The 24,980-nt window shown below is 60.5% G+C and carries 14 protein-coding genes; 7 read left to right on the top strand and 7 right to left on the bottom strand.

What is annotated here, in order from left to right:
• Positions 1 to 222: 222 nt before the first annotated feature.
• On the top strand, positions 223 to 1,650 hold the full coding sequence (locus ACWICV_RS01035) for a D-alanyl-D-alanine carboxypeptidase family protein (RefSeq protein WP_454090902.1): 1,428 nt from the start codon (positions 223 to 225) through the stop codon (positions 1,648 to 1,650).
• A 300-nt stretch (positions 1,651 to 1,950) separates the two neighbouring features.
• Positions 1,951 to 3,126 carry a hypothetical protein gene (locus ACWICV_RS01030; RefSeq protein WP_402473841.1) on the top strand — a complete coding sequence of 392 codons (1,176 nt, stop codon included), beginning with the start codon at positions 1,951 to 1,953 and terminating at the stop codon, positions 3,124 to 3,126.
• Between the two features lie 164 nt (positions 3,127 to 3,290).
• On the opposite strand, the gene ACWICV_RS01025 is transcribed toward ACWICV_RS01030, so the two are convergent.
• The 5 genes from ACWICV_RS01025 to ACWICV_RS01005 are packed head-to-tail and all read right to left on the bottom strand — an operon-like array spanning position 3,291 to position 8,993.
• Positions 3,291 to 4,433 carry a cysteine desulfurase family protein gene (locus ACWICV_RS01025; protein WP_454090903.1) on the bottom strand — a complete coding sequence of 381 codons (1,143 nt, stop codon included), beginning with the start codon at positions 4,431 to 4,433 and terminating at the stop codon, positions 3,291 to 3,293.
• A complete protein-coding gene (gene nadC, locus ACWICV_RS01020; RefSeq protein WP_454090904.1) occupies positions 4,430 to 5,296 on the bottom strand; it encodes a carboxylating nicotinate-nucleotide diphosphorylase in 867 nt (288 codons plus the stop codon). The genes ACWICV_RS01025 and nadC overlap by 4 nt, the downstream gene beginning before the upstream one ends.
• On the bottom strand, positions 5,293 to 6,936 hold the full coding sequence (locus ACWICV_RS01015; RefSeq protein ID WP_454090905.1) for an L-aspartate oxidase: 1,644 nt from the start codon (positions 6,934 to 6,936) through the stop codon (positions 5,293 to 5,295). The genes nadC and ACWICV_RS01015 overlap by 4 nt, the downstream gene beginning before the upstream one ends.
• Positions 6,933 to 8,216, bottom strand: coding sequence for a quinolinate synthase NadA (nadA, locus tag ACWICV_RS01010; protein ID WP_454090906.1), 1,284 nt, complete (start codon positions 8,214 to 8,216; stop codon positions 6,933 to 6,935). Before nadA ends, ACWICV_RS01015 begins: the two co-directional genes overlap by 4 nt.
• A gap of 51 nt (positions 8,217 to 8,267) precedes the next feature.
• Positions 8,268 to 8,993: an NUDIX hydrolase gene (locus ACWICV_RS01005; protein WP_400290873.1), complete on the bottom strand. Its 726-nt coding sequence runs from the start codon at positions 8,991 to 8,993 to the stop codon at positions 8,268 to 8,270.
• A gap of 116 nt (positions 8,994 to 9,109) precedes the next feature.
• Between ACWICV_RS01005 and ACWICV_RS01000 the strand changes: the two genes are divergently transcribed.
• Positions 9,110 to 9,859, top strand: coding sequence for an alpha/beta fold hydrolase (locus ACWICV_RS01000; RefSeq protein WP_454090907.1), 750 nt, complete (start codon positions 9,110 to 9,112; stop codon positions 9,857 to 9,859).
• 270 nt (positions 9,860 to 10,129) lie between these two features.
• On the opposite strand, the gene ACWICV_RS00995 is transcribed toward ACWICV_RS01000, so the two are convergent.
• Complete coding sequence (locus ACWICV_RS00995) at positions 10,130 to 10,909, bottom strand: helix-turn-helix transcriptional regulator (protein WP_400290869.1); 780 nt, start codon at positions 10,907 to 10,909, stop codon at positions 10,130 to 10,132.
• A gap of 85 nt (positions 10,910 to 10,994) precedes the next feature.
• Here ACWICV_RS00995 and ilvD point away from each other — a divergent pair, with 85 nt between their 5' ends.
• Positions 10,995 to 12,914 carry a dihydroxy-acid dehydratase gene (gene ilvD / locus ACWICV_RS00990; protein ID WP_402473836.1) on the top strand — a complete coding sequence of 640 codons (1,920 nt, stop codon included), beginning with the start codon at positions 10,995 to 10,997 and terminating at the stop codon, positions 12,912 to 12,914.
• Between the two features lie 167 nt (positions 12,915 to 13,081).
• Here ilvD and ACWICV_RS00985 read toward each other — a convergent pair whose 3' ends face one another.
• A complete protein-coding gene (locus tag ACWICV_RS00985; protein ID WP_454090908.1) occupies positions 13,082 to 20,974 on the bottom strand; it encodes a prealbumin-like fold domain-containing protein in 7,893 nt (2,630 codons plus the stop codon).
• A gap of 835 nt (positions 20,975 to 21,809) precedes the next feature.
• On the opposite strand from ACWICV_RS00985, the gene ACWICV_RS00980 reads away from it, so the two are divergent.
• The 3 genes from ACWICV_RS00980 to ACWICV_RS00970 are packed head-to-tail and all read left to right on the top strand — an operon-like array spanning position 21,810 to position 24,818.
• Positions 21,810 to 22,889 (top strand): efflux RND transporter periplasmic adaptor subunit, encoded by a 1,080-nt coding sequence (locus tag ACWICV_RS00980; protein ID WP_454090909.1) that lies wholly within the window; start codon positions 21,810 to 21,812, stop codon positions 22,887 to 22,889.
• The gene (locus tag ACWICV_RS00975; RefSeq protein ID WP_105658038.1) at positions 22,879 to 23,586 is read left to right on the top strand and encodes an ABC transporter ATP-binding protein; all 708 of its coding nucleotides are present in this window, start codon (positions 22,879 to 22,881) and stop codon (positions 23,584 to 23,586) included. The genes ACWICV_RS00980 and ACWICV_RS00975 overlap by 11 nt, the downstream gene beginning before the upstream one ends.
• Complete coding sequence (locus ACWICV_RS00970) at positions 23,583 to 24,818, top strand: ABC transporter permease (RefSeq protein ID WP_454090910.1); 1,236 nt, start codon at positions 23,583 to 23,585, stop codon at positions 24,816 to 24,818. The genes ACWICV_RS00975 and ACWICV_RS00970 overlap by 4 nt, the downstream gene beginning before the upstream one ends.
• Positions 24,819 to 24,980 lie beyond the last annotated feature (162 nt).

The raw sequence follows: 24,980 nt of genomic DNA, 5'->3' as shown, positions 1-24,980 counted from the left end.
TGCGGTGCTTCAAGTGGGAGGCCGTTTATCCATATCCGCACCGCCAGCAGCCACTGGTTGCCGGCGCCTGGCGCCAAGGGCGGAACTGCGCCGCTAGTTGATTCAAAAGATGGGTCCAACGAGACTATTCCTTCTCTAACGTTTGCAGTAACGTCTTGAACGAGTCATGGATAGATGATGGAATGATGGTCGCATCGCTTGTCACCTCTATCGGAGAGTTCCATGAAACTGCCTCGGGCGTTCAAGACTTCAATGGCTGCCGCCCTGTCGGCCGCACTGCTTGCAACAGTGCTTCCGGCAACCCCGGTACTAGCCGCAGCCCCTGCCCCAGCAACTTCAGCGGTACAGGCTCAGGCGCTGGCAGTTGATAGCGGACTGCAGATTGCCGCCAAGAAAATCCAGCGCAATCCGAGCAAGGATGACGTCTTCGTCAACAAGAAGTACCCGCTCAGTCCGGTTAAGTACGCACCGAAGACGGTAGCGGTCAAGGGCACCAACGTCCGGCTGAAGTCCTCGGCGGCCAAGGCCTACACCAAGATGGCCAAGGCAGCTGCGAAGGACGGCGTCAAGATCCGGGCTGTCAGCGGTTATCGTTCATACAACCGCCAGGCTGAGCTGTTCAACTACTACACCCGCATTTATGGCAAGAGCTACGCATCACGCATCTCCGCTGTACCGGGCACCAGCGAGCACCAGACTGGCCTGGCCATTGACGTGGGAAATGCCAACGGCGCTTGCGGTTTGCAGGCCTGCTTCGCCAACACTCCTGTGGGCAAGTGGGTCGGCAAGAACGCACACAAGTACGGCTTCATCATGCGCTACCAGAAGGGCCAGGAACCTGTCACGGGCTACTCCTATGAGCCGTGGCACTTCCGCTACCTCGGCACCTCCCTGGCCAAGAGCGTGAAGAACTCTGGCGCCAAGAGCCTCGAAGCCTACTATGGGGTTTCAGGCAAGAAAGCCAAGAGCACTCCCAAGCAGACCAAGGGCACCGCGCGGACCACCGCGAATCTGAATATGCGCACCGGGGCAGGCGCCGGAAACCGGCTGTTGCTGACCATCCCGAAAGGCAAGAGCGTCCAGCTGACCGGATCCAAGAAGTCCGGTTGGTACCAGGTTCGCTACAGCTCGAAAACCGGTTGGGTATCGGGCCAGTACCTGAAGAACATCTCGATGCCGGCAGCACCGAAGAAGGATTCGAAGAAGAGCTCGCCTGAGAAGAGCACCAGCAATGCCAAGTCTGCCAAGACCACTGCGAACTTGAATATGCGTGCCGGGGCAGGCACCAGCCATCGCGTCGTGCTGACTATTCCGAATGGCAAGAAGGTCGCCATTCGCGGCGCAAAGAAGTCCGGCTGGTACCCGGTGAAGTACGCAGGGAAGAATGGCTGGGTCTCCGGCACCTACCTGAGCAATTTCTCCTCCTCCGGGACTGCACCGAAGACCACCAAGCCCAAGAGCTCAAAGTCCTCGTCCAAGAAGACCATCGCGAACCTGAACATGCGCAGTGGCGCGGGAACAGGCAAGCGTGTCATCCTCACTATTCCCAAGGGAAAGACGGTGACCATCCGCGGCTCGAAGAAGTCCGGCTGGTACCCGGTGAAGTATGCCGGGAAGAACGGCTGGGTCTCCGGCACGTACTTGCGCTAGCTGGTTGGACCACACCAGCGCATCCGCAGATTGAGAGATAGACGATTCATTTTCGAATGAATCGTCTATTTCTCTTTTACCGTTTTCTTGGGCTGCGGTGCAGCAACCCCACTTCTAAGTGCGGGCCTCCATCTGTTGTGTCGAACAACGGCAGGTTCACTGATCACCAATTCGCAGGTGGTTTCGCCGCTTCATGGTTCCCCTAGGATCCTGCTTTCTGGCGCGTATTGGATAAGCTGTGAGCGACTCGCCTACACTTCGCACCGCTGGTTTCCAGCACATACATTTGGGGGAAATAGATTGCAGGAGAATACGAATGAGAAGCCGGATCTTGCCAGCCAGCAGGAGGCCGAGCTAGGCATTGCTGATCCAAGTGCTACGCAGTCTGGTCCAGAAGCTGACGAGACCCTTGCCAGCATGCTCAAGGATCAAAATCTGGATGCCGAGCAATTCGCTACCGTTTTCCTCAAGAAAGTTATCCGGCTCAGGGGTGTGAAAATCGACCGCGAGCACTTTCTCACTGCAGAGCTCCACAAGAGGGGCTTGAGCCGCGAGCAGATAGAACGCGCAGTCTCGACCAACCCAGCCGCAGCGGGGATCGGGCCAGAGATCCTTGACGATATTGCTTCCAATTCCATTGATTTCGAAACTCGCAAGTCCACTGCCTTGTCATTTGCCAGTGGATTGCCTGGCGGGCTTTTCATGTTCGGTACGATCCCAGCGGACATCACCCAGTTCTACATCCATGCATTCAGGGTCATGCAGAAGATCGCCTACACCTACGGCTGGCAATCCTTCCTGGACGACGTGGAACACATCGACGATGAAACACTGGGAAAACTCGCCGGTTTCCTCGGCGTGATGATGGGAGTCAGCGGTGCGTCTACCACGGTCGGCCGGTTTGCTTCCCAGGTAGCTGGACCGGCTATCCAGAAGAATCTCGCGAAACAGGCTCTAACCAAAACAGCATGGTACGGTCCGATGAAACAAACGCTGAAGTTGATTGGCGTCAATGTCACCAAGCAAAGCTTCGCCAAGAGTGTCAGCAAGATTGTTCCCGTCGTTGGCGGGGTGGTCTCCGGTGGGCTGACTTTTGTCACGCTCAAGGTGCAGTCCAGTAGGCTCAAGCAGCATCTGCGCGAACTCCCGCCACCGCTGGTTGACGCGGCAGAGTACTTGGCTGCGCTGCATGATTTGGACGCGGCCGAGGCTGAACACGGCCTTTCCACGACACTGACCTCAGCAGGCGCGTCCGCCCTCGACAAGGCACAAAAAGTGGCGGGTTCCGTGCGCGATAGCAACTTGGTGAAAGGCAGCCTGTCCGGGGCATCAGCTGGCGTATCCAAAGCGAAGAATCTCGGCTCTTCACTGGCCGGTGCCGCTAGCGGACGAATGGCAGGATTGAAGCGCGCCGAACGCCACCGGGCACTACCCGCAGCTGCCACCGGCGATCAGCCAGAGACAGACGACTGCTAATCAGGCGAACTCGGATATTCCCCATTAGTTGGAACTTGCCTTCACAGCTTTTGGGGAATATTCCGTTCCCGAAGCACTAATGCACGACCATATGCGAAGAGAACTCGCGGCATATTTGCTGCGGCTCGCAGAATTAATCGAGCCTGCAGAGATTATCGAATTGGCTACTTCAAGAGCCCGGAGACGCAGGAAACTACAGCCGAGGCCACCTGGCTGATCTCATTTTCTTTCGCGGTGCGCGTGAACGAAAGACGGACAGCAGTATGAGCCAGTTCTTCTTCATAGCCCATCGCAGTGAGCACCGCCGAAGGATCGGTCGAGCCCGCTGCGCAAGCAGAACCTGAAGAGCACAGGACTCCCCTGCGGGCCAATTCAATCAGCACAGTTTCGCCTGCGGTCTTCGGGAAAACGAAGGAGACTATGCCTCCAACACGATGTTCCGGATCCCCAGTCAGCTGGACGCTGCCCGGATGCTTGGCATTGAGCTCCTTGAGAATCCGTCCAACCAAGTACGGGCCAAAGCTCGCGCCCAGTCCTGCTTCGCGCTGTGCGGTCGCTGCCTGCAATGCCACAGCTATGCCCACGGCAGCGGCCGGGTTCTCGGTTCCCGAACGCATTCCGCCCTGCTGTCCGCCACCGTGCAGCAGCGGCACAAAGCGATGCGTGGCGGACAGGTACAGTGCTCCGCTGCCCTTGAGGCTGCCGAGCTTGTGCCCGGAAATGCTCAATGCGTCCACAGCGGCGCACAACGGCTTGAGGTCAATCCAGCCGGCGCCCTGCACGGCGTCCGTATGCATGATCGCCCCAGCGTTGCGGGCCAGTTGGGCAACCTGCACTACCGGTTGAATGGTGCCGACTTCATTGTTCACTGCCATCACCGAAACCACGGCAACAGCTGCATCGATCAGCTGGCCGGCCGCATCCAGATCGACCAGCCCCGTGGCCGATACCGGGATGATGCGGTGTTCGAATCCGTGGAATTCAACAAGGTACTTGCAGGCTTCCAGTACCGCTGGATGCTCAATGGAACTGGAGACCACCACGCGTCCGCGGGGGTTGGCCAAGGCCGCCCCGATCACGGCAGCATTGGCCCCCTCGGTGCCGCCGGAAGTGAAATAGACTTCCTCAGCTGCCACGCCCAGCTGGCTAGCCACCTGGGTTCTTGCCCAGTCGTTAGCCCGCTTGGCCTGCTGGCCTGCTTCATGCAATGATGCCGGATTGCCGAAATCTTTGGTCAGCAACGGATTGAGCATGTCGAGTACATCTTGGCGAGGCGGCGCAGTGGATGCGGCATCCATGTAGATCATGCAATAACCATATCCAGTCCAAGGTCAATCGCTTTCACCGAATGCGTGATGGCCCCCGAGGAAATGACATCAACACCAGCTTCAGCGACAGCCACGACTGTTGCGGCGTTGATATTTCCGCTGGCTTCGACCACCGCTTGCCCGTTGATCAGTTCAATGGCTGCGGGAATGTCCGCCGGATCGAAGTTATCCAGCATGATGATATCCACGCCGGCGGCGAGCACTGCTGGAATCTGCGCAATCGAATCCACTTCAACTTCCATCGACGTGGTGTGCCCCAGCCGCGCACGTACGGATTTCAAAGCCGCCGTAAGCTGCTCTCCGTTATCCAGCAAAGCCAGGTGGTTGTCCTTGGCCATGAAAGCATCCGACAGGTTGTCACGGTGGTTGACTCCCCCACCGCAGCGCACTGCGTAGCGTTCAAGGACGCGAAGGCCCGGCGTAGTTTTCCGGGTATCGACAATGCGGGCTTTGGTATGCGCAACCAGGCCGACGAGCTCAGCGGTCGCCGTGGCGATGGCACTCATGCGCTGCAGGAGATTGAGCCCCACGCGTTCAGCGGTCAGCAAGCTCGCCGCCGGCCCGGTGACCTTGAGCAGGCTGTCACCGGCGGCAAACGTGTCTCCGTCGGCAATCAGCTGTTCCACCTCCAGCTGCAGATCCACTAGCTGCATTGTCCGGGTGAATACCGCACCTCCGGAGAGTACGCCTGGCTGGCGGGCCTGCACCACAGCAGTCGCTGTCGCACCTTCGGGAACAATAGTCAGCGCGGTGATGTCGCCGCGCGGATTGTCCTCGGCGAGCGCCAGCTCGATGATGCGGTCCATGGCGGCGTTCGGTACCGGATGGGTCGAAGTGTTCACGCGTTCAATTCCTTGCTCAAAAGATTTTCATTGTCCAGCTCGCTTGGGTGCAGAGTCCAGCCATAGCGCACACCCTCATCTGGCTGGCTGCTGGTGAATTCCGTTGAATCCAAGCGATGGTGCGCACCCAGGCTTTTGGTGCGTGCCATGGAACCTGCGGCGATGATCCGTGCGGTGGTCCACAGGTTGCGCAGTTCCGATTGCTCGCGGGCAGTGGCAGCTACAGGCGCGCTCGTTGCTAGCAGCTGGACCATTTCTTCGAGCTGCACGCCGGTGCGGTAGACACCAAGTTTGCTGCTGGCTGCCGTTTGCAACTGTTCAAGATCCAGAGGTGCTTCCGGGCTTGGCGCGCTGATCTCCTGGACCACCAGCCCGCTGATATCGCACCCGGTGTCGGAAGCTTCACCGGCCATGGCGGCAACCGCGTTCCGCGCAAAAACCATGGCCTCCAGCAACGAATTGCTGGCCAGGCGGTTGGCGCCGTGAACTGTCGTGTTGGCGCATTCGCCGGCCGCATAAAGACCGGGGACAGAAGTTCGTCCTGACGTGTCGGTGTAGATCCCGCCCATGAAGTAGTGCTGGGCCGCTACCACCGGAATCAGGTCATGAGCCATGTCCAGGCCGGAGCCGCCCGCGGTGCAATTCGCGAGCTTGGCGGTGATGGATGGGAAACGGCGAGCGAGGAATCCTGCGCCGCGCGTTTCTTCCACGGCCCGCGCATCAAGGTACACATGGTGCCCGGCTTGGATCTGCTCGTGGATGCCTCGGGCCACGACATCACGAGGTGCCAGCTCAGCATCCGGGTGAATTCCAGGCATGAACCGCTGCCCTGCGTCATTGACCAGGATGGCGCGCTCGCCACGGACGGCTTCGGAAACCATTCCGGCTTCGGGATATCGGGCAGGGTCAACCAGCGTTGGGTGGAACTGGACGAATTCGGCATCCGCGATGACAGCACCTGCCCGGGCGGCCAGTCCCAGGCCGTCGGCGGTTGCTCCTCGGGGATTGGTGGTCGCTGAGTACAACTGGCCCAGTCCGCCGGTAGCCAGCAGCACGGCGCTGGACGAGAGCAGCTGCATTTCATCGTGGCGCAAGTAGTGCACCCCTGAGACTCTTCCGTCCTGCAGCTGCAGTTCGGTGGCAAGCGCGTCCTCGATAATACTGAGCTTCTTGGCAGTCTCCTGCTGGCGCACGGCACCAACCAGGGTTTGCACCAGTGAAGCGCCGGTGGCATCCCCGTTGATATGCAGAATCCGGTGCGCGCTGTGCGCGGCTTCAAGGCCAAGCTGGTAGGCACCGTCTGCATCGCGGTCAAAGGCCACTGCATAGGATTCCAAAGCCTGCACTAGCTCGTCGCCTGAGGTACACAGGTGTTCCACCGGTCCCACGCCGCAGTGGCCCGCGCCAGCTTTGAGCGTGTCGGCAACGTGTTTGGACACGGAGTCGCCTTGGGCCATGGATGCTCCGGTAACAGCTGATAGCCCGCCCTGCGCGAGCTCGGAGTTCGAGTCCCCCAGTTTGCCTTTGGTCAGCAATACCGGCTGGATGCCCAGCTCTACGGCTTGCAAGGCAGCACACAGGCCGGCCACACCGGAGCCGACGATCACCAGCTTCTTCGGTTCTTGTTGCCCCTGGCTCATGGCTTGGCAGCTAGCATGCGCTCCAGGGCGATCTTTGCATCCCCTTGCTGTTCCTTCGGCACGGAAATCTGGTTGACCACTCGTCCGGCAACCAGCTCTTCGAGCACCCAGGCAAGGTAGCCCGGGTGGATTCGGTACATCGTGGAGCAGGGGCAGATCACCGGGTCCAGGCAGAAGATGTTGTGCTGCGGGTACTGGGCAGCCAAGCGGTTGACCATATTGATTTCGGTGCCGATGGCAAAAGCAGTTGGCTCGGTAGCAGCGGCAATAGCCTTTTGGATGTAGTCGGTAGAGCCTGCTTCATCTGCCGCGTCCACAACTTCCATGGGGCATTCGGGATGCACAATCACGCGCACGCCGGGGAAATCCTCGCGCGCCTTGGCGATCTGCGCGGGGTTGAAGCGCTTGTGCACGGAGCAGAAGCCGTGCCACAAAATGACCTTGGCATCGAGCAGGGTGGTGGCTTCGTTCCCGCCTAATTCCTTGCGCGGGGTCCACATCGGCATCTGCTCCAGGGAAATGCCCATCGCCTTGGCGGTGTTGCGCCCAAGGTGCTGGTCCGGGAAGAACAGGACACGGCGTCCCCGCTCGAAAGCCCACTGAAGAACAGTTGCAGCATTGGAGGATGTGCAGACCAGTCCTCCGTTGCGACCGACAAAGGCCTTGAGCTCTGCAGAGCAGTTCATGTAAGTCACCGGAATGACCGGCATCCGCCCGTCATCAGCTTCATCCGCATACAGGGCGGTGAGCTCTTCCCAGCACTGTTGCACGCTCGGACCGTCTGCCATGTCCGCCATGGAGCAGCCTGCAGCAAGATTCGGAAGGATCACCGACTGGTCCTCACGGCTGAGAATATCTGCCGTTTCGGCCATGAAGTGCACCCCGCAGAACACGATGGCTTCGGCCTTGTCGCGGGTCAATGCGGCGTTGGCCAGCTGGAAGGAGTCACCCACGAAATCTGCGTACTTCACGACTTCATCGCGCTGGTAGAAGTGCCCGAGGATCACTGCCCTGTCCCCCAGGGTTTCCTTGGCTGCCAAGATGCGGGTATCAAGCTCTGCGTCGCTGGCCTCCAGGTATTCCTCCGGGATCGAACCCTGCACCGGGTAACCAGCTGGAACCGAATCCTCCTGGGAGGCACCTGGCCCGTAGCCCGCAGGGGTGTCCCACGGGTTGGAGGCCAGGTCGGTGGAACAGGTGGAAGCCGGAGCCAGCAGATTGAGCCGAGCGATGTTCTGGGCTACCGAGGCGTTGGCGTTGTCAGTGATTTGGGTGCTCATGGGTTCGTCCGTTTCTTGCAGGATGACGGTGAAAAGTATGGATGGTGCTTGCTAGTCGTGCAGCGGGTCGACTTCCAACGGGTCAGGTCCGTGGCCAACGTAGCGGTATAGCCGTGGTGGCCGGTGCTGTCCGCCAGCCAGATATTCGTCGGTCTCCTCAATGGATGCCGTGCTCTTGAGCGTTCGGCGGAAGTTCGCAGGGTCCAGACGGCGTCCGAGGATGGCTTCATAGACTCCGCGCAGGGCCGCCAGGGTGAAGCGTTCGCCGAGCAGCCGATGGGCTATCTGCCCGTATTCGGTTTTGTTGCGCAGCCTCCACATGGCGTAGTCCAAGATCTTCCGGTGGTCGAAAGCCATCTGGGCAATCTGCGGATCATCGATATCGAACCAGGCCACGTTGTCATCTTGGACGGTGGCGCCCACTTGATCTGCGTTCAGCAGCGCAAAGTAGGCGATGGTGACTAGGCGGTGGGTTGGCGAGCGGTCGATATCGCCGAAGGTGTAGAGCTGTTCCAGATAGGTGGGGCGCAGGCCCGTGGTTTCGGCAAGGTTGCGCCCGGCCGCTTGGCCGAGGGATTCGCGCGGATCAACGGGTCCGCCTGGCAGCGCCCACATTCCGGTGTGGGGTTGGCGAATGCGGCGCACCACTGGCAAGCAGAGTTTGTCGGGTCCGCCATCCTTGCCTTCACGGATTCCCAGGATCACAGTGGAGACCGCAAGAGCGGGCGGGAGGTTGCGGCGTTCGTCGACATTCGCCCAACCCGGTACGGATGACATTTCTTATTTGCCTCATTTTCAGCACATTCGGATTCGTTAGAGTCATTCTGACATTAACGCCCTTCAGGCGCTAGCCCAGATCACATTTCGAGGGTGAATGGCCTATGATCAATGGCATGACATTGGATCTGAATCTTCGAGTGGTTCGCGCAAACGCTGAGGTGAAAAGCCCATCCGTGCTTTTCATCCACGGCTTCGCCTCATCCGGCGAACTGAATTGGGACCGCTCGCGTTGGCTGAAATATTTCACTGATGCAGGACGAGATGTCCTTCTGGTTGATTTGCCCGGCCATGGAGAAGAACCTCGCCGCAATGACGGCACCTGGGCGCCAAGCCAGATTCGCCAGGCCCTGGCTGTCATAGTGATGGATCTGGATGATGGTCCCGTAGACGTCATCGGCTACTCTTTGGGTTCCCGGCTGGCTTGGGAGTTCGCCGCTTTCAATCCGGATTTGGTGAATCATCTGGTCATCGGGGGTCCAGGAGCCGGTGATCCGCTGGCCGCCTTCGAATTGGGCCAGGCCCGTGCCTACGTCGAGACGGGCGAAAAGATCCATGACGACTACACCGCCGCCATCATGCGGATTGCCGAGGCTGAACCGTCCAATGATCTATCAGCGCTCTTTGAGCTCATAGAAGCAATCAAATCCGAGCCTTACGATCCGGCAGCCAAGGTGCCGTCAGTTCCAACCTTGCTGGTCGCCGGAGACCAGGACGATCTGGCGACCACCATGCCGCATTTGCGTCGCCTTCTGAAGGACGCAGGAACACGCAATGAAGTGCTGTGGCTGGCAGGTCGCAATCACGCCAACGCTGTGACCAGCCGGGAGTTCAAAGAGAGAGCGCTTGAGTTCGTGAGCTTTTAGCTCCGGCCACTCCTTTAATGCATGCCTCCGCTGCCTTGAGCCTACTCAACTATCCGGGCTAAAGCTCGTCCGGATTTCCAGACGAGCCTTAGCCAGCTCAGCGCCGACTATTGCATTTCCGAACTGGAACCGAACATGGAAGTGCTCTTGTTCGCTGCACGTTCCGATCAGCGCTGTGGCCCTTAGCGGTTAAATGATTCGATGCGTACAAGCCTAGCGATCTCGAATCTCTTCCGATTCCCTGCCGCTACTTCGGCGAGCCCACCTGTGCTAAAGCGGCGTGTACATCAACAGGGTCAAGTCCGTGGCTTCGGTAGGAGTCAGGTTGTGCTGCTCGTAGCGCGTCAGCCCCAATTCAGGATGCCGGAACACCCGTTCACCGGTGCGGAAACCTGCAACGTCGCGTTCATTCCAGATCGCGGCAAATTCCGGGGAGGCCGCAGAGACCCGCGCAACGATGCCGCTCTCCCCCGACGGGCTGAGCCATCCACGCGTTTCGGCACGGAAGCTTCCCACGAAACCGCGGCTTTGCACTTCCCAATCCGGGAGCATCTCACGCAATTGCGCATCGGTGAAAACGAGCCACAACAGGTTCCGATCTTCGCTGTCCAATGAAGCCACCCGCGGATACAGCTGTTCATAGGCCTCATTCCAGCCCAGGATGGTCCAGTCGGCGGAGAGCAGGAAGGCCGGGAACTGCAACGCATCGAGCAAACGCTGCAGGGCTGGAGTCATGCCGCCGGTGCCAATCGGGTCAAGCTCACCGTGCCCTGCCAGAGAAAACAGGTACGAGGATTCCACCGGGGTGAGCCGGAACAGCCGTGCCAAGGACTGCAGAACCTGGCGCGAAGGATTGATGTCGCGGGCCTGCTCAAGCCAGGTGTACCAGGTAACAGAAACGCCGGCCAAGGTGGCGACTTCTTCGCGGCGCAGGCCGCGCACGCGGCTGCGTCCGATCTCCGGCAATCCATGGGAAGCCCTGTCAGCCCGGGCCCGGCGGTCCTTGAGGAACGCGGCGAGTTCTTCGCGACGTCTTTGACTTGGAGTCACGGGGTAAACCTCATTGCATGGTAGTAGTACTACTAGTATCGTCACCGTCTGGGTTTGAGGGCAAATATATGGTGAGATTTTAGGTATGACCACACTTCGTTCACACACTGTCACCCATGGCCGCAATATGGCCGGCGCTCGCGCACTGTTCCGCGCAGCCGGCGTGAACGGCGCTGACCTCGGGCGCAAGCCGATTATCGCTGTCTCCAACAGCTTCACTGAATTCGTTCCAGGGCACACCCACCTGCAGCCGGTAGGCCGCATTGTCTCTGACGCCATCACTGCCGCCGGTGGCATCCCCCGCGAATTCAACACCATTGCCGTGGACGACGGCATCGCCATGGGCCACGGCGGCATGCTCTACTCGCTGCCATCGCGCGACCTCATTGCCGACTCCGTGGAATACATGGTCAATGCCCACTGTGCCGACGCACTGATCTGCATCTCGAACTGCGACAAGATCACCCCGGGCATGCTGATGGCCGCATTGCGCCTGAACATCCCTACGGTCTTCGTCTCCGGTGGTCCGATGGAAGCCGGCCGCGCCACCCTGGTAGATGGCACCGTGCGCACCTTGGACCTGGTGGATGCCATCTCCGAGGCCGTGAACGAGAACGTATCGGATGCAGACCTGCTGCGCATCGAAGAGTCGGCCTGCCCGACCTGCGGCTCCTGCTCGGGCATGTTCACCGCCAACTCGATGAACTGCCTGACCGAGGCCATGGGCTTGTCCCTGCCGGGCAACGGCTCCACCCTGGCTACCCACACGGCCCGCAAGGACCTGTATGAAAACGCCGGCAAGCTGGTAGTCGATATCGCCAACCGCTACTACGGCGAAGACGACGAGACGGTGCTGCCACGCAGCATCGCCACCAAGAAGGCCTTCGGCAACGCCATGGCGCTGGATATCGCCATGGGCGGTTCCACCAACACCATCTTGCACCTGCTGGCCGCCGCCCGCGAGGCCGGCGTGGAATTCGGCCTCGATGAGATCGATGAAGTGTCCCGCCGTGTACCGTGCCTGGCCAAGGTTGCACCCAACGCTGCCGGCAACGGCACCATCTACTACATGGAAGATGTCCACCGTGCCGGTGGCATCCCCGCAATCCTCGGCGAGCTGCGCCGCGGCGGCCTGCTGGATGAAACCGTGCACACGGTTCACTCGGCAACCCTGGGCGAATGGCTCGATGACTGGGATATCCGCAGCGGCAAGGCCAAGGAGGAATCCTTTGACCTGTGGCACGCGGCCCCGGGCGGCGTGCGCTCCTCCACCGCCTTCTCGCAGTCCGAGCGGTGGGCGGCGCTGGACACCGATGATGCAGAAGGCTGCATCCACTCGGTTGAGAACGCCTACTCCAAGGACGGCGGCCTGGCCGTACTGCGCGGCAACATCGCCGTGGACGGTGCAGTGGTCAAGACCGCTGGCGTTGACCCTTCGATCTGGACCTTCTCCGGCCCAGCAGTGGTCTGCGAATCACAGGATGAAGCCGTCGAGAAGATCCTGAACAAGCAGGTGAAGGAAGGCGACGTAGTAGTCATCCGCTACGAAGGTCCCAAGGGCGGGCCGGGCATGCAGGAAATGCTCTACCCCACCTCGTTCCTCAAGGGCCGCGGCCTGGGCAAGGCCTGCGCACTGATCACCGATGGCCGCTTCTCTGGTGGGACCTCGGGCCTGTCCATCGGGCACGTCTCCCCCGAGGCCGCGTCCGGCGGCATGATCGCCCTGGTGGAAGATGGCGATACCATCTCCATCGATATCCCGACCCGCGAGCTGACCCTGAACGTCTCTGACGAGGTCTTGGCAGAACGCCGCGAGCGCTTGATCGCGACCACCGGCTACCGCCCGAAGAGCCGCGAGCGCGTGGTCTCCCCTGCGTTGCGGGCCTACGCCGCCATGGCGTTGTCCGCTGACAAGGGTGCAGTCCGCGACGTGGACCGCGTAGAGCGTGCCATGCGCGAAGCCGATGAGCGTGAAGCCGCAGCCCAAAGCGCGGCCCAAATCTAGCCAGAAGGCTTGACCACGGCAACAGGCCCGGACCTCTTATGCGAATAAGCGGACCGGGCCTGTTCTGTTTCCAAGGCACTAGCCCCGAAGCAGCAGGGATTGTTCCCCGCACGCCGAATGCCGGCCCTGCCTCAAAAGGCAAGACCGGCATCCAACTGGCGCGCGGACTATGGGTTCCGGCGACGGTACCGAAGCAGGATCAATGCTCCGGCGATAATCACCATCCCTGCAGCCCCTGCCAGCCACAACGAGCCCTGGTCAAGGCCGGTTGCCGCAAGCGGTGCTGGCGGGGCAGGTGGTGCCGGCGCTGGCGGAGCCGGAGGAACCGGTGGTGCCGGTGGCGCTGCCTGCGGAGCCTCGGAGCAAACTTCCACGTCCGCCGAATCCGAATTGTTCCCATCCTCGCCGGACTTCTCCGGTATCGAGGCCGTATTCGTCATCGTCTGGCACTTGCCGGCTACGCCGTCCAAGACCAGTTCGTACGTGAACTTCTTGCTCTGCTCTTCGGCCTTGACCGTGCCCAGTTCCCGCGGCTGGCCGGGATTGGTGTAGTCATCGAAGACCGTCACCAATTCATCGGTGGCCGAAGCCGCCTCGAATTCCAGCGGAGCCTTGGCACTGACCGTGCGGGTTGTCCCTTCCACGTCGGTCCAGCTGGCGTTCACTGTGTTCTCGTGGCCGGTGTAGTCGGCCTCGGCAACAGGTGTTTCGAAGGTGCAGCTGTACTTCACGGTGCGGGTTTCCCCGGCCGCAAGCTCCAGCTTCCCCTCCGCCAATCCTTCGATGGAGCAGCTGGCCCCGTCGATGGATAGCTTGTCTTCCAGGAGCACTTGCGTGTCCTTGAAGTCATTCGGATTGGCCACGGTGATCTCACCGGTGACGGTGAAGTCCTGGTCTTCGTAGCCCTCCAGCATCGCCTGGACCGTGTACTTGGCCGTGGCCTGCCCGTCCGGGTCAACCTCGAACTTCGTTTCCTTCGCCTCCTTGCGGGCCGACCAGTCGTAGTCCCTGACGTACTGGGCGTCGGCGCTCTTGGCGATCATCAGGCCCTGCTCAATGCACAGTTGCAGGTCCACCGAGGATTCGTCCTTGCCGTTGCCGTCGGTACTCTCATGCACTGCCGCGGTATTGGTGTATACCGTGCAGGTTCCCGCTTCGGGTTCCAGCACCTGTTCGTATTCGAACTGCATGGGAGCTTGCGGGACGTGGACTTCTCCGAGCACCTTCGGTTCGGCGCCAGGATCCATCATGTCATCGGTGACTCTCACCGATTCGTCCGTGACTGCATCGATCGTGAAGCCGATCGGTGCCTCGGCACGCACTTCGCGGTCATCGAAGGTGGCAATCACCGTATTGACTGCTCCCTCGAAGGCATCGGTGGTGAGCCAGCTAGCGAGGTCGCATTCATACCGGGCCCCCAAGTTCTCCCCGGCATCGAGCACGACCTGCAATCCAGCGGCCGCCTCATCGGCATCCTCCAGATCGATCCGGCAGCTGGTGCCAGCGGTATCGATCCGGTCTTCCAAGGTGGCGGTGATGGAACCGAAATCATTCGGGTTCTGCACCATCACTTCACCGGCCAGCCGCAAGTTCTGCTCACCGGCTGCGGTGTTGCGAGCCTGAACCCAGTAGTGCGCGGTGAAGGTTCCATCCCCGTTCGCGGTGAGCTTGCTCTGGTCGATCCGCTTCTCTACCTCCCATTCGTAATCCAGATCCACCAGTCCCTGCGCGGTCTTCTGCAGGCCCAGGGCCTTCTGTCCGCAGAGGGTGACGGTGGTCGAATCATCGGCCCCGGTCTGCTGGATCACCGCGGTGTTGGTGAACTCGGTGCAGGTGCCGGCCTGGGCCTGGTGGCGCAGGGTGTAGTCGAAGTCGACCGGGGTGCCTTCGGCATTCCAGATCGCTTCGCCCAGCACTACCGGCGACTCGGGGTTGGTCTTGTCATCGATGACGGTGACCTGCTGATCGGTTTCAGCATCCAGCAGGTAGTCCACCGGTGCGGTTGACGTGGCCACCGAACCCTCGCCCCAGGTTGCGGTAACCGTGTTGCTGCCGTGCAGCTGGCCGGGGGTACCCGAGCAGCTGTAAGGCAGCTGCACTGTGGCTCCGGTTCCGTCGCTGCCCACCGGGACCGCGACTTGCAGGCCCCCGGTTTGCGGATCGGCGTCCTCGGCGTCGATGGTGCACGTGACCCCTTCGATGCTGATCTCATCGGTGATGGTGGCTACCGTCGAGGCCGATGCGAAGCGGTTCGGATTCACCAGCACGATCATGCCGTGCACTTCATGGCCGGAATCCTCCGCTCCGTCCGGGATGGCCGACACGGTGTAGGAGAAGTCGGCGGTGCCGTCCTCGGCGACGACGGCTTCGGTGCGGTCAACCTTCTTCTCCAGATCCCACAGGTAGGTCCGATCGAAGCTGGCTTCGGCATCCTTGGCAATCATCAGATCGAGCAAGCCGCATAGCTGCACGGTCGCCTCATCCCTCGGATCCTCCCCTGCCTGGATATCGACCCAGGCGGTGTTCGTGTAGCTCATGCATTCACCGGCCGGAGCATCATGCTCCAGCTGGTACTCGATGAGCACCGGCGAATCATCGATGTCCACGGTGCGCAGCAGCACCGGCTCCTGGGGATTCGACTGGTCATCCCAGATCTCAACCTGACGATCGATGCGGGAATCAATGGCGAATTCGATGGGCACCTGCGTGCTCGATGCCCGGTCATCGCCCCAGCTGACCGTGGCGGTGTTGGTGCCGCCGCTGTAGGAGCCGGCATCGACTCCTGCGGAGACATCGCAGCTGTAGCCGACGGTGATTGTCCCGTTGGCCGGGATGCCCACCAGCGATTCAGAGGTGGTGCAGGTGACCGCGTCCAGATCGACCACGTCCTGGATCGTGGCGTCGATGCCCGTGTACTGGTTCGGATTGGTGATGGTGATCTGGCCTTCCAGCACCCATCCCGAATCCTCGTACCCGGTGTTCTCCACCTTGACCACATAGTCCACCGGTTCGCTGGCCGCCCCGTTGGTGGTGATCTCCTGGTCCTGGCCTTCGGCCAAGGCCTTGTCGATCTGCCATTGGTAGGTGCGGTCGTACGCGGCTTCGACGGTCTTGCTGATCTCCAAGGCCGCTTCGCGGCAGGCTTCGGCGAGCGCATTGTCCGTCACGGTGAAGCCGTCATCGCCGGTGAGCGTGGCGACGTTCTCGAAGACCTGGCAGGTGCCTGCCTCCTCCACGTTCCACGTCAACGAGTAGTCCCGGCTTTGCGGCCCATCGGCCACATCCACTGTCCACGCCGGATCGAACTCGTGGGCGCTGTCCGTGATGGTGACCGTGTCGTTCAGCGGCGTCTGGTTCCAGTCCTGTTCCGAAATCCCCACGGTGTCCGAGTCCTGGCTATTGGCCGTGCTCAGCGCCTGGGCGTCCCAGTCCACGGTGGCGGTGTTGCTGCCTTCGTAGTCCGGTTGGGATGCGAAGGTGCACGAGTAGGCCATCACCCATTGGGCCCCTGCGGGGATCACCGTCTGGAAGCCGGCTTGCTCGGCGGACATGTCCGCCACCGCTTCGCCCTGCACCCCGGTGATCGTGCAGGCCGCGTCTCCGCCGACATCGGCGAAGTCCTGCACCGTGACCGGCGCGTCCTGCCAGTCGTTCGGGTTGGCCAGCGTGATTTCTCCGCTCATTGCCCAATTGCCGTCCTCGTGGCCTTCGGGGGTCACGGTGATCCGGTAGTTCGCCGTGGCCTCGCCGGTACTCGGGTTGGCTGCCAGCGGTTGCCCGGAGAGCAGCTCCTTGTCCAGCGACCACAGGTAGGAGCGATCGAAGGAGGTCACGACGTTCTTGGCGATATCCAGATCTGCTCCGGCGCACACCGTGGTACTGGCCGAAGCTGTGTTCTCCTCGCCCTCGCCGGTGGCCTCATCGAGCACCGCGGTGTTGGTGTACTCGGTGCAGGTTCCGGCCACGCCCTGCAGTTCCAGGTCGTATTCGAAGGCCTTCGGCGATTCCCCGGCCATCGCGGTGCCCAGCACCACTTCCTGGCCTTCAACGGTTTGGTCATCGGTGATGGCGACTTCGCCGTCGGTCAGCAGGGCCTGCTCGAACCCGAAATCGACGTCCGTTTCAGCCTGGCGCTCCTGGCCCCAGGCCACGGTTGCGGTGTTCGTGTACTGGGCGGTGATGTCGGTGTCCGCCGGGACCTGGCAGTTGTAGCCCAGGGTGGTGCTTTCCCCGTCACCGAGCACGAGCTGGAAACCGCCGGCAGTTCCATCCGCATCGGTGCCATCGATGGTGCAGCTGGCCGACGGGATGGAGAGCACATCGGTGACCGTTGCCACCAGGTCCCCGACTTGCGTGTTCGGGTTGCTGATGGTGATGGTCCCGGACACCTGCTTCGCGCTGTCCTGCGCTTCGCCGGCGGTGGCCACTACCGTGTAGTGCGCGGTAACCGTGCCGTTGCCGGCGACCGTGAATTCGCTGTGGTCCACCTGCTTGTGAAGCGACCAGTCGTAGTCGCGTGCGTAGCTGGCGTCCACGTCCTTGGTGATAACCAGATTCTTCTGGTCGCAGATGCCCACGTCCTGCGAGTCCTCGATGTCCTCGCCGGCCAGATCCACCCACGCGGTATTCGTGAAGACCAGGCATTCATCGCGCGGCACTTCGTAGGTGATCTCGTAGCTGAAGCTCTGCGGGGCGTCGGCGTAGTGGACCGTGCCCAACAGTACCGGGTCCCCGGAAGGATCAGCCTGGTCATCCCAGACGCCAACGGATTCATCGGTGCTCTCATCCAGGGTGAAGTCGATGGGTACCGGCTGGCTCTCAGCCTGCAGCCCATCACCCCAGGTGACCACCGCCGTGTTGGTGTGGCCGGTGTAGTCGGCCTCCGCCACGGCCGATGCATCGCAGTTGTAGTCCACGGTGATCGAGCCGCTGCGCGGCACCACCTGCTGCATGCCTTCCATCCCCGGATTCGAGTCCTCGGCCACGATGGTGCAGGCGGCCGAAAGGGTATTCTCGTCGCTGATCGTCACTTCGAGGTCTTCGAATTCGTTGGGATTGGCCACGGTAATGGATCCGGAAAGCTGCTGCCCGGAATCCTCGTAGCCGGTGTTGTCCACCAGCACCGTGTAGTGAACGGTAGCGGTTCCGTCTTCCTCGACCACGGCATCTGGCGATTGGCCCTCGGCCAGCTGCTTGTCGATGCTCCACAAGTAGGTGCGGTCGTAGGAGGCCGTCACGTCCTTGGTGACGGTCAGCCCTGCCTGGCGGCACGTTTCGACTTGGGCGTCATCGCTCTTGACCAGCTGGTTGCTTCCGGTGATCGTGGCGGTGTTCATGAAGCTCTGGCACTTGCCGGCCTCCTCCACCGTCCAGGTGTATTCATAGGTCCGAGTCTGCGGTCCATCGGAGTAATTGATGGTCCAGGCCGGATCGAACTCATGCAGCGGGTCGGTCACGGTCACCGTCTGGTTCAGCGGTGTCTGCGTCCAGTCGCCTGCATCCACCGGTACAACTTCGGTGGCGCTGCCCGAAGCGGTGGAGGCCTCGCTGGAGGACCACGTCACTTCGGCGGTGTTGCTGCCCTCGTAATTCGGCTGCGATCCGAAGGTGCAGCTGTAGCTGAAGGTCAGTGTTTGGGAGGCATCCAGTGTTGCCTGGAAGCCCGGTGCCACCGGATCGGCGTCCAGCGTGTCCGGTTCGCCGGCAATGCCGACCACCTGGCAGGTTGCGTCCCCGCCCACATCGACCTGGTCGGTGACGGTCACGTCAATGGCTTGCCAGTCATTGGGGTTGGATACCGTGATGGTTCCGCTCATGGCCCAGTCGCTGTCCGAATAGCTTTCGGGAGTGACAGTGACGGAGTATTGCGCGGTGAATTCGCCGGTTTCCGGATCCGCGGTGAATGGCTGCTCGCCTACTGCGTCCTTGGCGATGCTCCAGTCGTAGCTGCGGTTGAAACTGGACACGACCAGCTTCTCGATAGCCAGGTCCTGGCCGATGCAGACTTCCACGGTGGCATTGTCGGTCAGCGTTTCACCGTCGTCTGCGGCGAGGCTGGCGATGTTCTGGTAGTCGGTGCATTCTCCGAGCACGCCGTCCCACTCGATGGTGTACGCGAAGGTCTTCGGGCTTTCCCCCGCTGTAACGGTGTTACCGCCGGCGATGCCCGAAAGGTCGATTTCGCTATCGGTGACGGTGACTTCATCGTCGGTCACCGTTGGCGAGACGGACGCGAAATCGTAGTCGGCCGAGGCGCTGGCTTGGCCATCGGTGCCATAGTAGGCCTCCGGGTCCCAGGTTGCACTGACCGTGTTGGTGCCGGCGCTGGCGGCACTGGTTCCCTCGGGCAGGTCGCATTCATAGGTGAAGGAATTCTCGCCGGGCTGGATGGTCACCGGATTGGCGATCGGCGATCCGCCAGCGGAGATGACGCAATTGGCTCCATCAAGCTGGTCGGCCAGCGTGATCCCGGACATCTCCGTGTCATTCGGGTTCATCACGGTAATGGTGCCGGAGAGCTGGAAGTTGCTGTCCTGGGCCTCGCTGGCGGTGGCGACCACGTTGTAGCCGACGTCCACTCCGGTGGCCGTGGCCTTCACTGTGGCTTGCTGGCCCTCGGCCAGCGACTTGTCCAGATCCCAGTCGTAGTCGCGGTCATAGGATGCCTGCACATCCTTGTGGACCGTGAACTCATCGTAGGTGGTCTTCGTGTTGGTGAAGGTACAGGTGACTTCATCGTTGTCGCCCAGGTTGAAAGTGATGGCCGAACCGCTGCGGATAGCGGCGGCGCCGGTGCAGGCGATCGAGGAAAGATTCCAGCCAGCTGGCAAGTCCTCTTCGGTGACGGTGATCGTAGCTGGCGCCACGGTGTAGGTGACGCTCTGCGGCAAGCTCGCGCCGGTATCGGAATCGGCACTGTCATCGAGGTTGAATGATGTCGAGTCGCCGAAGCGGTCCTCGGCGAGGGTGAAGTCGAAATCCGTGCCGTCGGCAGGAACCGCGTCCTTGATGACGGTTACGGAACCGGCTTGGACCGCACCGGCCTGGATCTGGTTGTCGCGTTGTCCAATGGACTTGCAGTTCAACGACGAGATCAGGACGTGGTACGGCGAACCGTTGATTGAGGAAGCACCGGTGCCCGGGCCGTGATCCAGCTCGGAGGCGATATGCGCATCGAAGTAGAGGGTGACGCTTGACTCGTCGCCTTCTTCTCCGTCGACCATCAATGTGATGAAGACGGTGTCGACGCGGTCGTTCCCGGCGCCTTCATCGACAGTCCAGCCGGTGATGTTCGCGCCGTCCACTGTCTCGTTGAGCAAATAGTCATAGGCCCATTTGCCGGCCTGCTTGACCTGGTAATTGATGACCAGCTCGTTTTCGCCGGCGGGCAATGTCATTTCCAAGCGCTGGTGAACCACACCGCCCTCATAGAGCCCTTCGTGGACATTGCCGTTGGCGAAGGCGGGCATCTCATCGGACTTCTGCATGAAGGTGTCGACCGAGCCGTCTCCTTCGTTGTACTCGCAAATCCGCGGAGCACCTGACTCAAGGGCAGCGGCCGTGATCGGCTCGCGGGCCGCTGTCGAGGACCCGGTAGAATCTTCCGATTCCGAAACTTCGGCCTTCGGCTGCGCAAGTTCCGGTGAAGCCTTGTCCACTGGCTTCTTCTCTGTCTTGGGCGCAGCTGATTCCTCGGATTTCGTATCGGATGCCGGCTGCGTGGTTTCCACAGCTTTTGGCTTTTCTGGCTTCTGAGTTGCCGTTGCCGGTGCAGGGGCGGACTCGGGTTCAGCCGCTGCTTCTTCCTCTGGCGCCGAGGTCTTGGCACTGTCTACTGCTTCAGCAGCTGGCTGCTCTTCCCCCGTGTCAGCCGTGGACGATTCGTCGGCTTCGGTGGTGGTTTCCTCGGCCGAGCCGGTGGCCAGGACCGATTCAGAGTTCTCCGGTTCAGTCCCCTGCTGTTTGGCCTCGACTTCTTCCCCAACAGAAGTTTCGGCAGCAACTGCCATGCCCGGAATGGTCATGGCAAAGCACAAGGAAATCGACGAAATTATCGCCAAGCATCCTTTTAATAATCTGTTTAAAGCTGTTTTACGGCGCAAATTTGGCACAAAAGTGCCACGCCTTTGATGCCTAGACATTTCTCCCCCATACAAGAATGTCCTGAGTGGATCGCGCGGCGTGCAGGAGCGATCCACCCGAAAAAGAGCGAGCTATAGTAAGGCTTTGACCTCAGATAATGAAAGCCTGGCCCATGATTCAGCCACCCCATGTGGCTCAACTGCTCAGGATAAGTTCCCCAATGCATCTAAAGATGCGAAATGAATGCGAGTGTTTCAATTCGTCTTTAAATCCCCCAATTCAAGACAACGATATGCCGACATCCTACGCCGGCATTCGGCTTTGTGCCAGCAAATAGAAGGAAATAAATTTGGCTGAAAATGAAGCAATCGGTGCACTTCTTTGCCCATGGATTAAACGTGCTTGTCACCTGCCAAATTCACGATTCAGGCCCTAGCGGACAGCAATGAAGGTCGATGCTCTGCGACAGCGGCTTTGGCACCCCCGCTCGCCCGCGGCACCCGAAAGGCTTGGCAGAAACCGGCCTGGAACAATCCTGCCGACCCCGGGGCCAGTACAGAAGCAATGGCACTACGCCTCGGGAGCTCCACATCCACCGAAGAGCTCCGCGGCATCGAGCCCCGGAGACTGCCCCGCTTCACCCCGGGAGGTCGAGAAGCTTCCCTACGACCTTCAACTACTAATTTGAGTACCCGTTCTGACCTGCAAAGTAAAAATAAATCTCAATCTGATAAAGGTTGCGTGTTTTCTCCGTTTGAGCTTGGTAGTTGCTGAACACTTTGGTAATCATTGAATGGTGAAAAGAGCAACCCTATGAGCCAACGACGCGCGTTCCGTCGCATATTCCTTCCCGCTGCATGGCTAGTTATCGGCGCCTTGATCGCCGTCAGCCTCGTGAAACTCGCGTTTGCCGGCGGCACTGCCAGCGCCGACGATGACCTGTTCCCCACCGGAGAGATCCCGGCAGAGACCATCTTTGCTGAGAAAGCCACGGTGGAGAACAAGCTGTCCATCCCCGGAACCATTAAGCTCACCGAATCGAAAGAGCTGAATGCGCCCGTGGACGGCGTTGTCAATTGGGCTTTCGTCAAGCCAGGCGACAATGTCTCCCTCGGCGATCGAATCTTCCAGGTCCGCGCCGAATCCCAGCCAGAGAGCGTTGAGGCCAACGACTCGGATAGTGAAGGTTCACAAGACGAGCAGCAACCGCAGGAAGCTGCGCCAGTGGTGAAGTACCACGACGTCTACGCAACGGCCACAGGCAAGGTCGGCGCTTTCCAGAACGAGGTTGGCGATGACGTCACCAAGGGCACAGGACTCGGCGCGATCCAGCCCCAAGAATTCTTGGCCGCCGGTTCGATCGATCCGCTGGACCGCTACCGGTTGCTCGATGAAAGCCTCGAAGCAACGATCACCATTGACGGCGGACCGGAGCCATTCACCTGCAAGGACCTGTCTGTCGGTGACAGCGCTTCGAAGAAAACCAGCGCCGGCTCCGCAGACCAGGACATGGAATCGCAGATGGATCCAATGGCATCCGGAGAATCCACGGAGAGCTCTTCGGGCAGCGAGATTTCTTGTGCCGTACCTGCAGACATCGTGGTTTTCGACGGCCTGAGCATGAACATGGAAATTGATGCAGGCACCGCCGAGGACGTATTGACCGTACCGGTATCGGCTGTTCGCGGCCTGGTTGGCCAGGGTGCGGTGTGGCGGCTGGATGAAAACGGCAAGGAAATCCGCACCGAGGTAGAGCTTGGCGTGACCGACGGAAAGGTCATCGAGGTGATTTCAGGACTGAAGGATGAGACGGAAATTCTCCGCTTCGTCCCAGGATCCACCCCGGCACCTGAAGAAATGATGGATATGGAGTCCTACTCAGATGAGTGGTGAGCCATTGCTGAAGCTCGAGAATGTCACGCGCAGCGTCCTGCTGCCCGATGACAGCGAGCTGCATATCCTCAACGGGATTGATCTCACGGTGTCCGAAGGCGATCACATAGCCATTGTCGGCCGTTCGGGTACGGGCAAGTCCACGCTGCTGAATATCCTTGGCCTGCTTGATCGGCCCACCAACGGCAGCCTGCTGTGGCGAGGCAAGGATGCGACCCGGCTGAGCGCCAAACAGGCGGCCCATGCACGCGGGCGCGACCTCGGTTTCGTTTTCCAGCAGTTCAACCTCCTGCCAGGACGCACTGCCCTGGAAAATGTCATGGCTCCACTGATGTACGCCGGTGGACGCGACTTCTGGAATCGGCGCAAGCTAGCAACCGAGTCCTTGGAGCGCGTGGGACTGGGCAAACGCTTGGATTCAATGCCCCAGACCCTCTCCGGTGGTGAGCAGCAACGTGTGGCCATCGCTCGCGCGCTGGTCCGCCGGCCACGAGTCGTACTGGCCGATGAGCCCACCGGTGCCTTGGATGTCACTACCGGACGTGCGGTGATGGATCTCTTGGATTCCGCCACGGTTGATTCCGGCGCTGCCCTGATCACCATCACGCACGACAGCAATGTTGCGGCCTTGGCCCGAGAACAGCTGCAGTTGGATGGCGGGCGGCTGCATCCGCTCAGTGAGGTGGCGGCAAGATGAAATCCTTAACTCGCTTAGGAACCGGTTTTGTTGCTGCGCTGCTGGAGGCATGGCAGGAACTGCGTATTCACAAGTTGCGCGTCTTGCTCTCCTTGGTTGGTGTCACCATTGCGGTGGCCTCGTTGACTACGGCATTGGCCGGAGCTGGCATGGCGCGTCAGATGATGACCGAAAGCCTTGAAAGCGAGGGTCGGCCAGCAATGATTGTTGTCTACGCCTACGACCCGAACTCGGATGCTGGTCCTGCGGGCAACGACCAAATCGATGAGGCCTTTCAAAAGACCAGTGACCGGTTCAAGGTCGAGTACACCACCGTGATGGGACGCAGCTACGACCAGAAAGCTTCAGCCCAAGGGCTGAGCCTTGATGCCGAGATCATGGTGGTTGATCCCGACTACGCTCCAATGCACCGGTTAGTTGTTACTGACGGCCGCTGGCTGGAAGCCGAAGATGCACAGAATCTTGCCCCAGCGGCGGTGGTTGACCACACCTTCATCAAAGAATTGGGACTGGAAGGCCAGCGACTGCCTTTAACCGTGGATTTGATGAGCAATGGGAACACCGTCTCAGTTACGGTCATCGGAACCACCAAAGCATCTAGCTACGGCATGGGCGGCAAGCTGTGGATGCTGCCGGCCACCTATGAGCACTGGTTCGGCATGCAAGCTCCGCTCAATGAGGTCAGCTACAAGCTGTGGGTGCCCATCGAGGGATCCGAAGAGCTGGCCATGCACTTCGGCCAGCAAATGCAGGCAGAACTTCCTGGTCTCACAGTTGATGCGCACCGCGAAGATTATCTGATGTGGGGTGCTGATGAGAGCTTGAAGATGTTGACCATGGTGGTTGCCGGGATCGCAATCATCATCTTGCTGCTTGGTTCCCTGAGTCTGCTCAATGTTGCCATGGTGACCATGAAGCAGCGTATCCGCGAAGTGGGTATCCGACGCAGCTTCGGTGCAACAACCGGACGCGTATTCTTCTCGGTGATGATGGAAAGCGTCGTGGCCACGGCCGTAGCAGGTGGCATTGGCGTGCTCATCTCCGTTGCCTTGGTCTCCAACGAGAATCTGCTGAATATGGTGATGGCTACCGAGCTGGATCAAATGCCGGCATTCCCTATCGGTGCGGCCCTACTTGGCATGGGAGTTTCCATCGCCGTAGGCGCACTGACCGGTGTGCTTCCCGCGCTGGTGGCAGCCCGAGTCAAGATTGTGGATGCTATTCGCGTCTAATATGCAGATGCCGCTAAGGCGCTGGAACGGAATCATGACTTCCGTTCCAGCGCCTTCTGCGTACCCCTGGTGAGTCGGCTGATTAACTGCGGTAGCCGAGGACCGTTGAGAAAGCCTCCGTCGCCGAGGTCTCAAACCAAGAGGTTCTTCTCCAGCTCAGTG

It is taken from the genome of Glutamicibacter sp. NPDC055354 (assembly GCF_053644955.1).
Note: the sequence above shows the minus strand (reverse complement) of the source record. Positions and strands in the feature narration are given on the sequence as shown.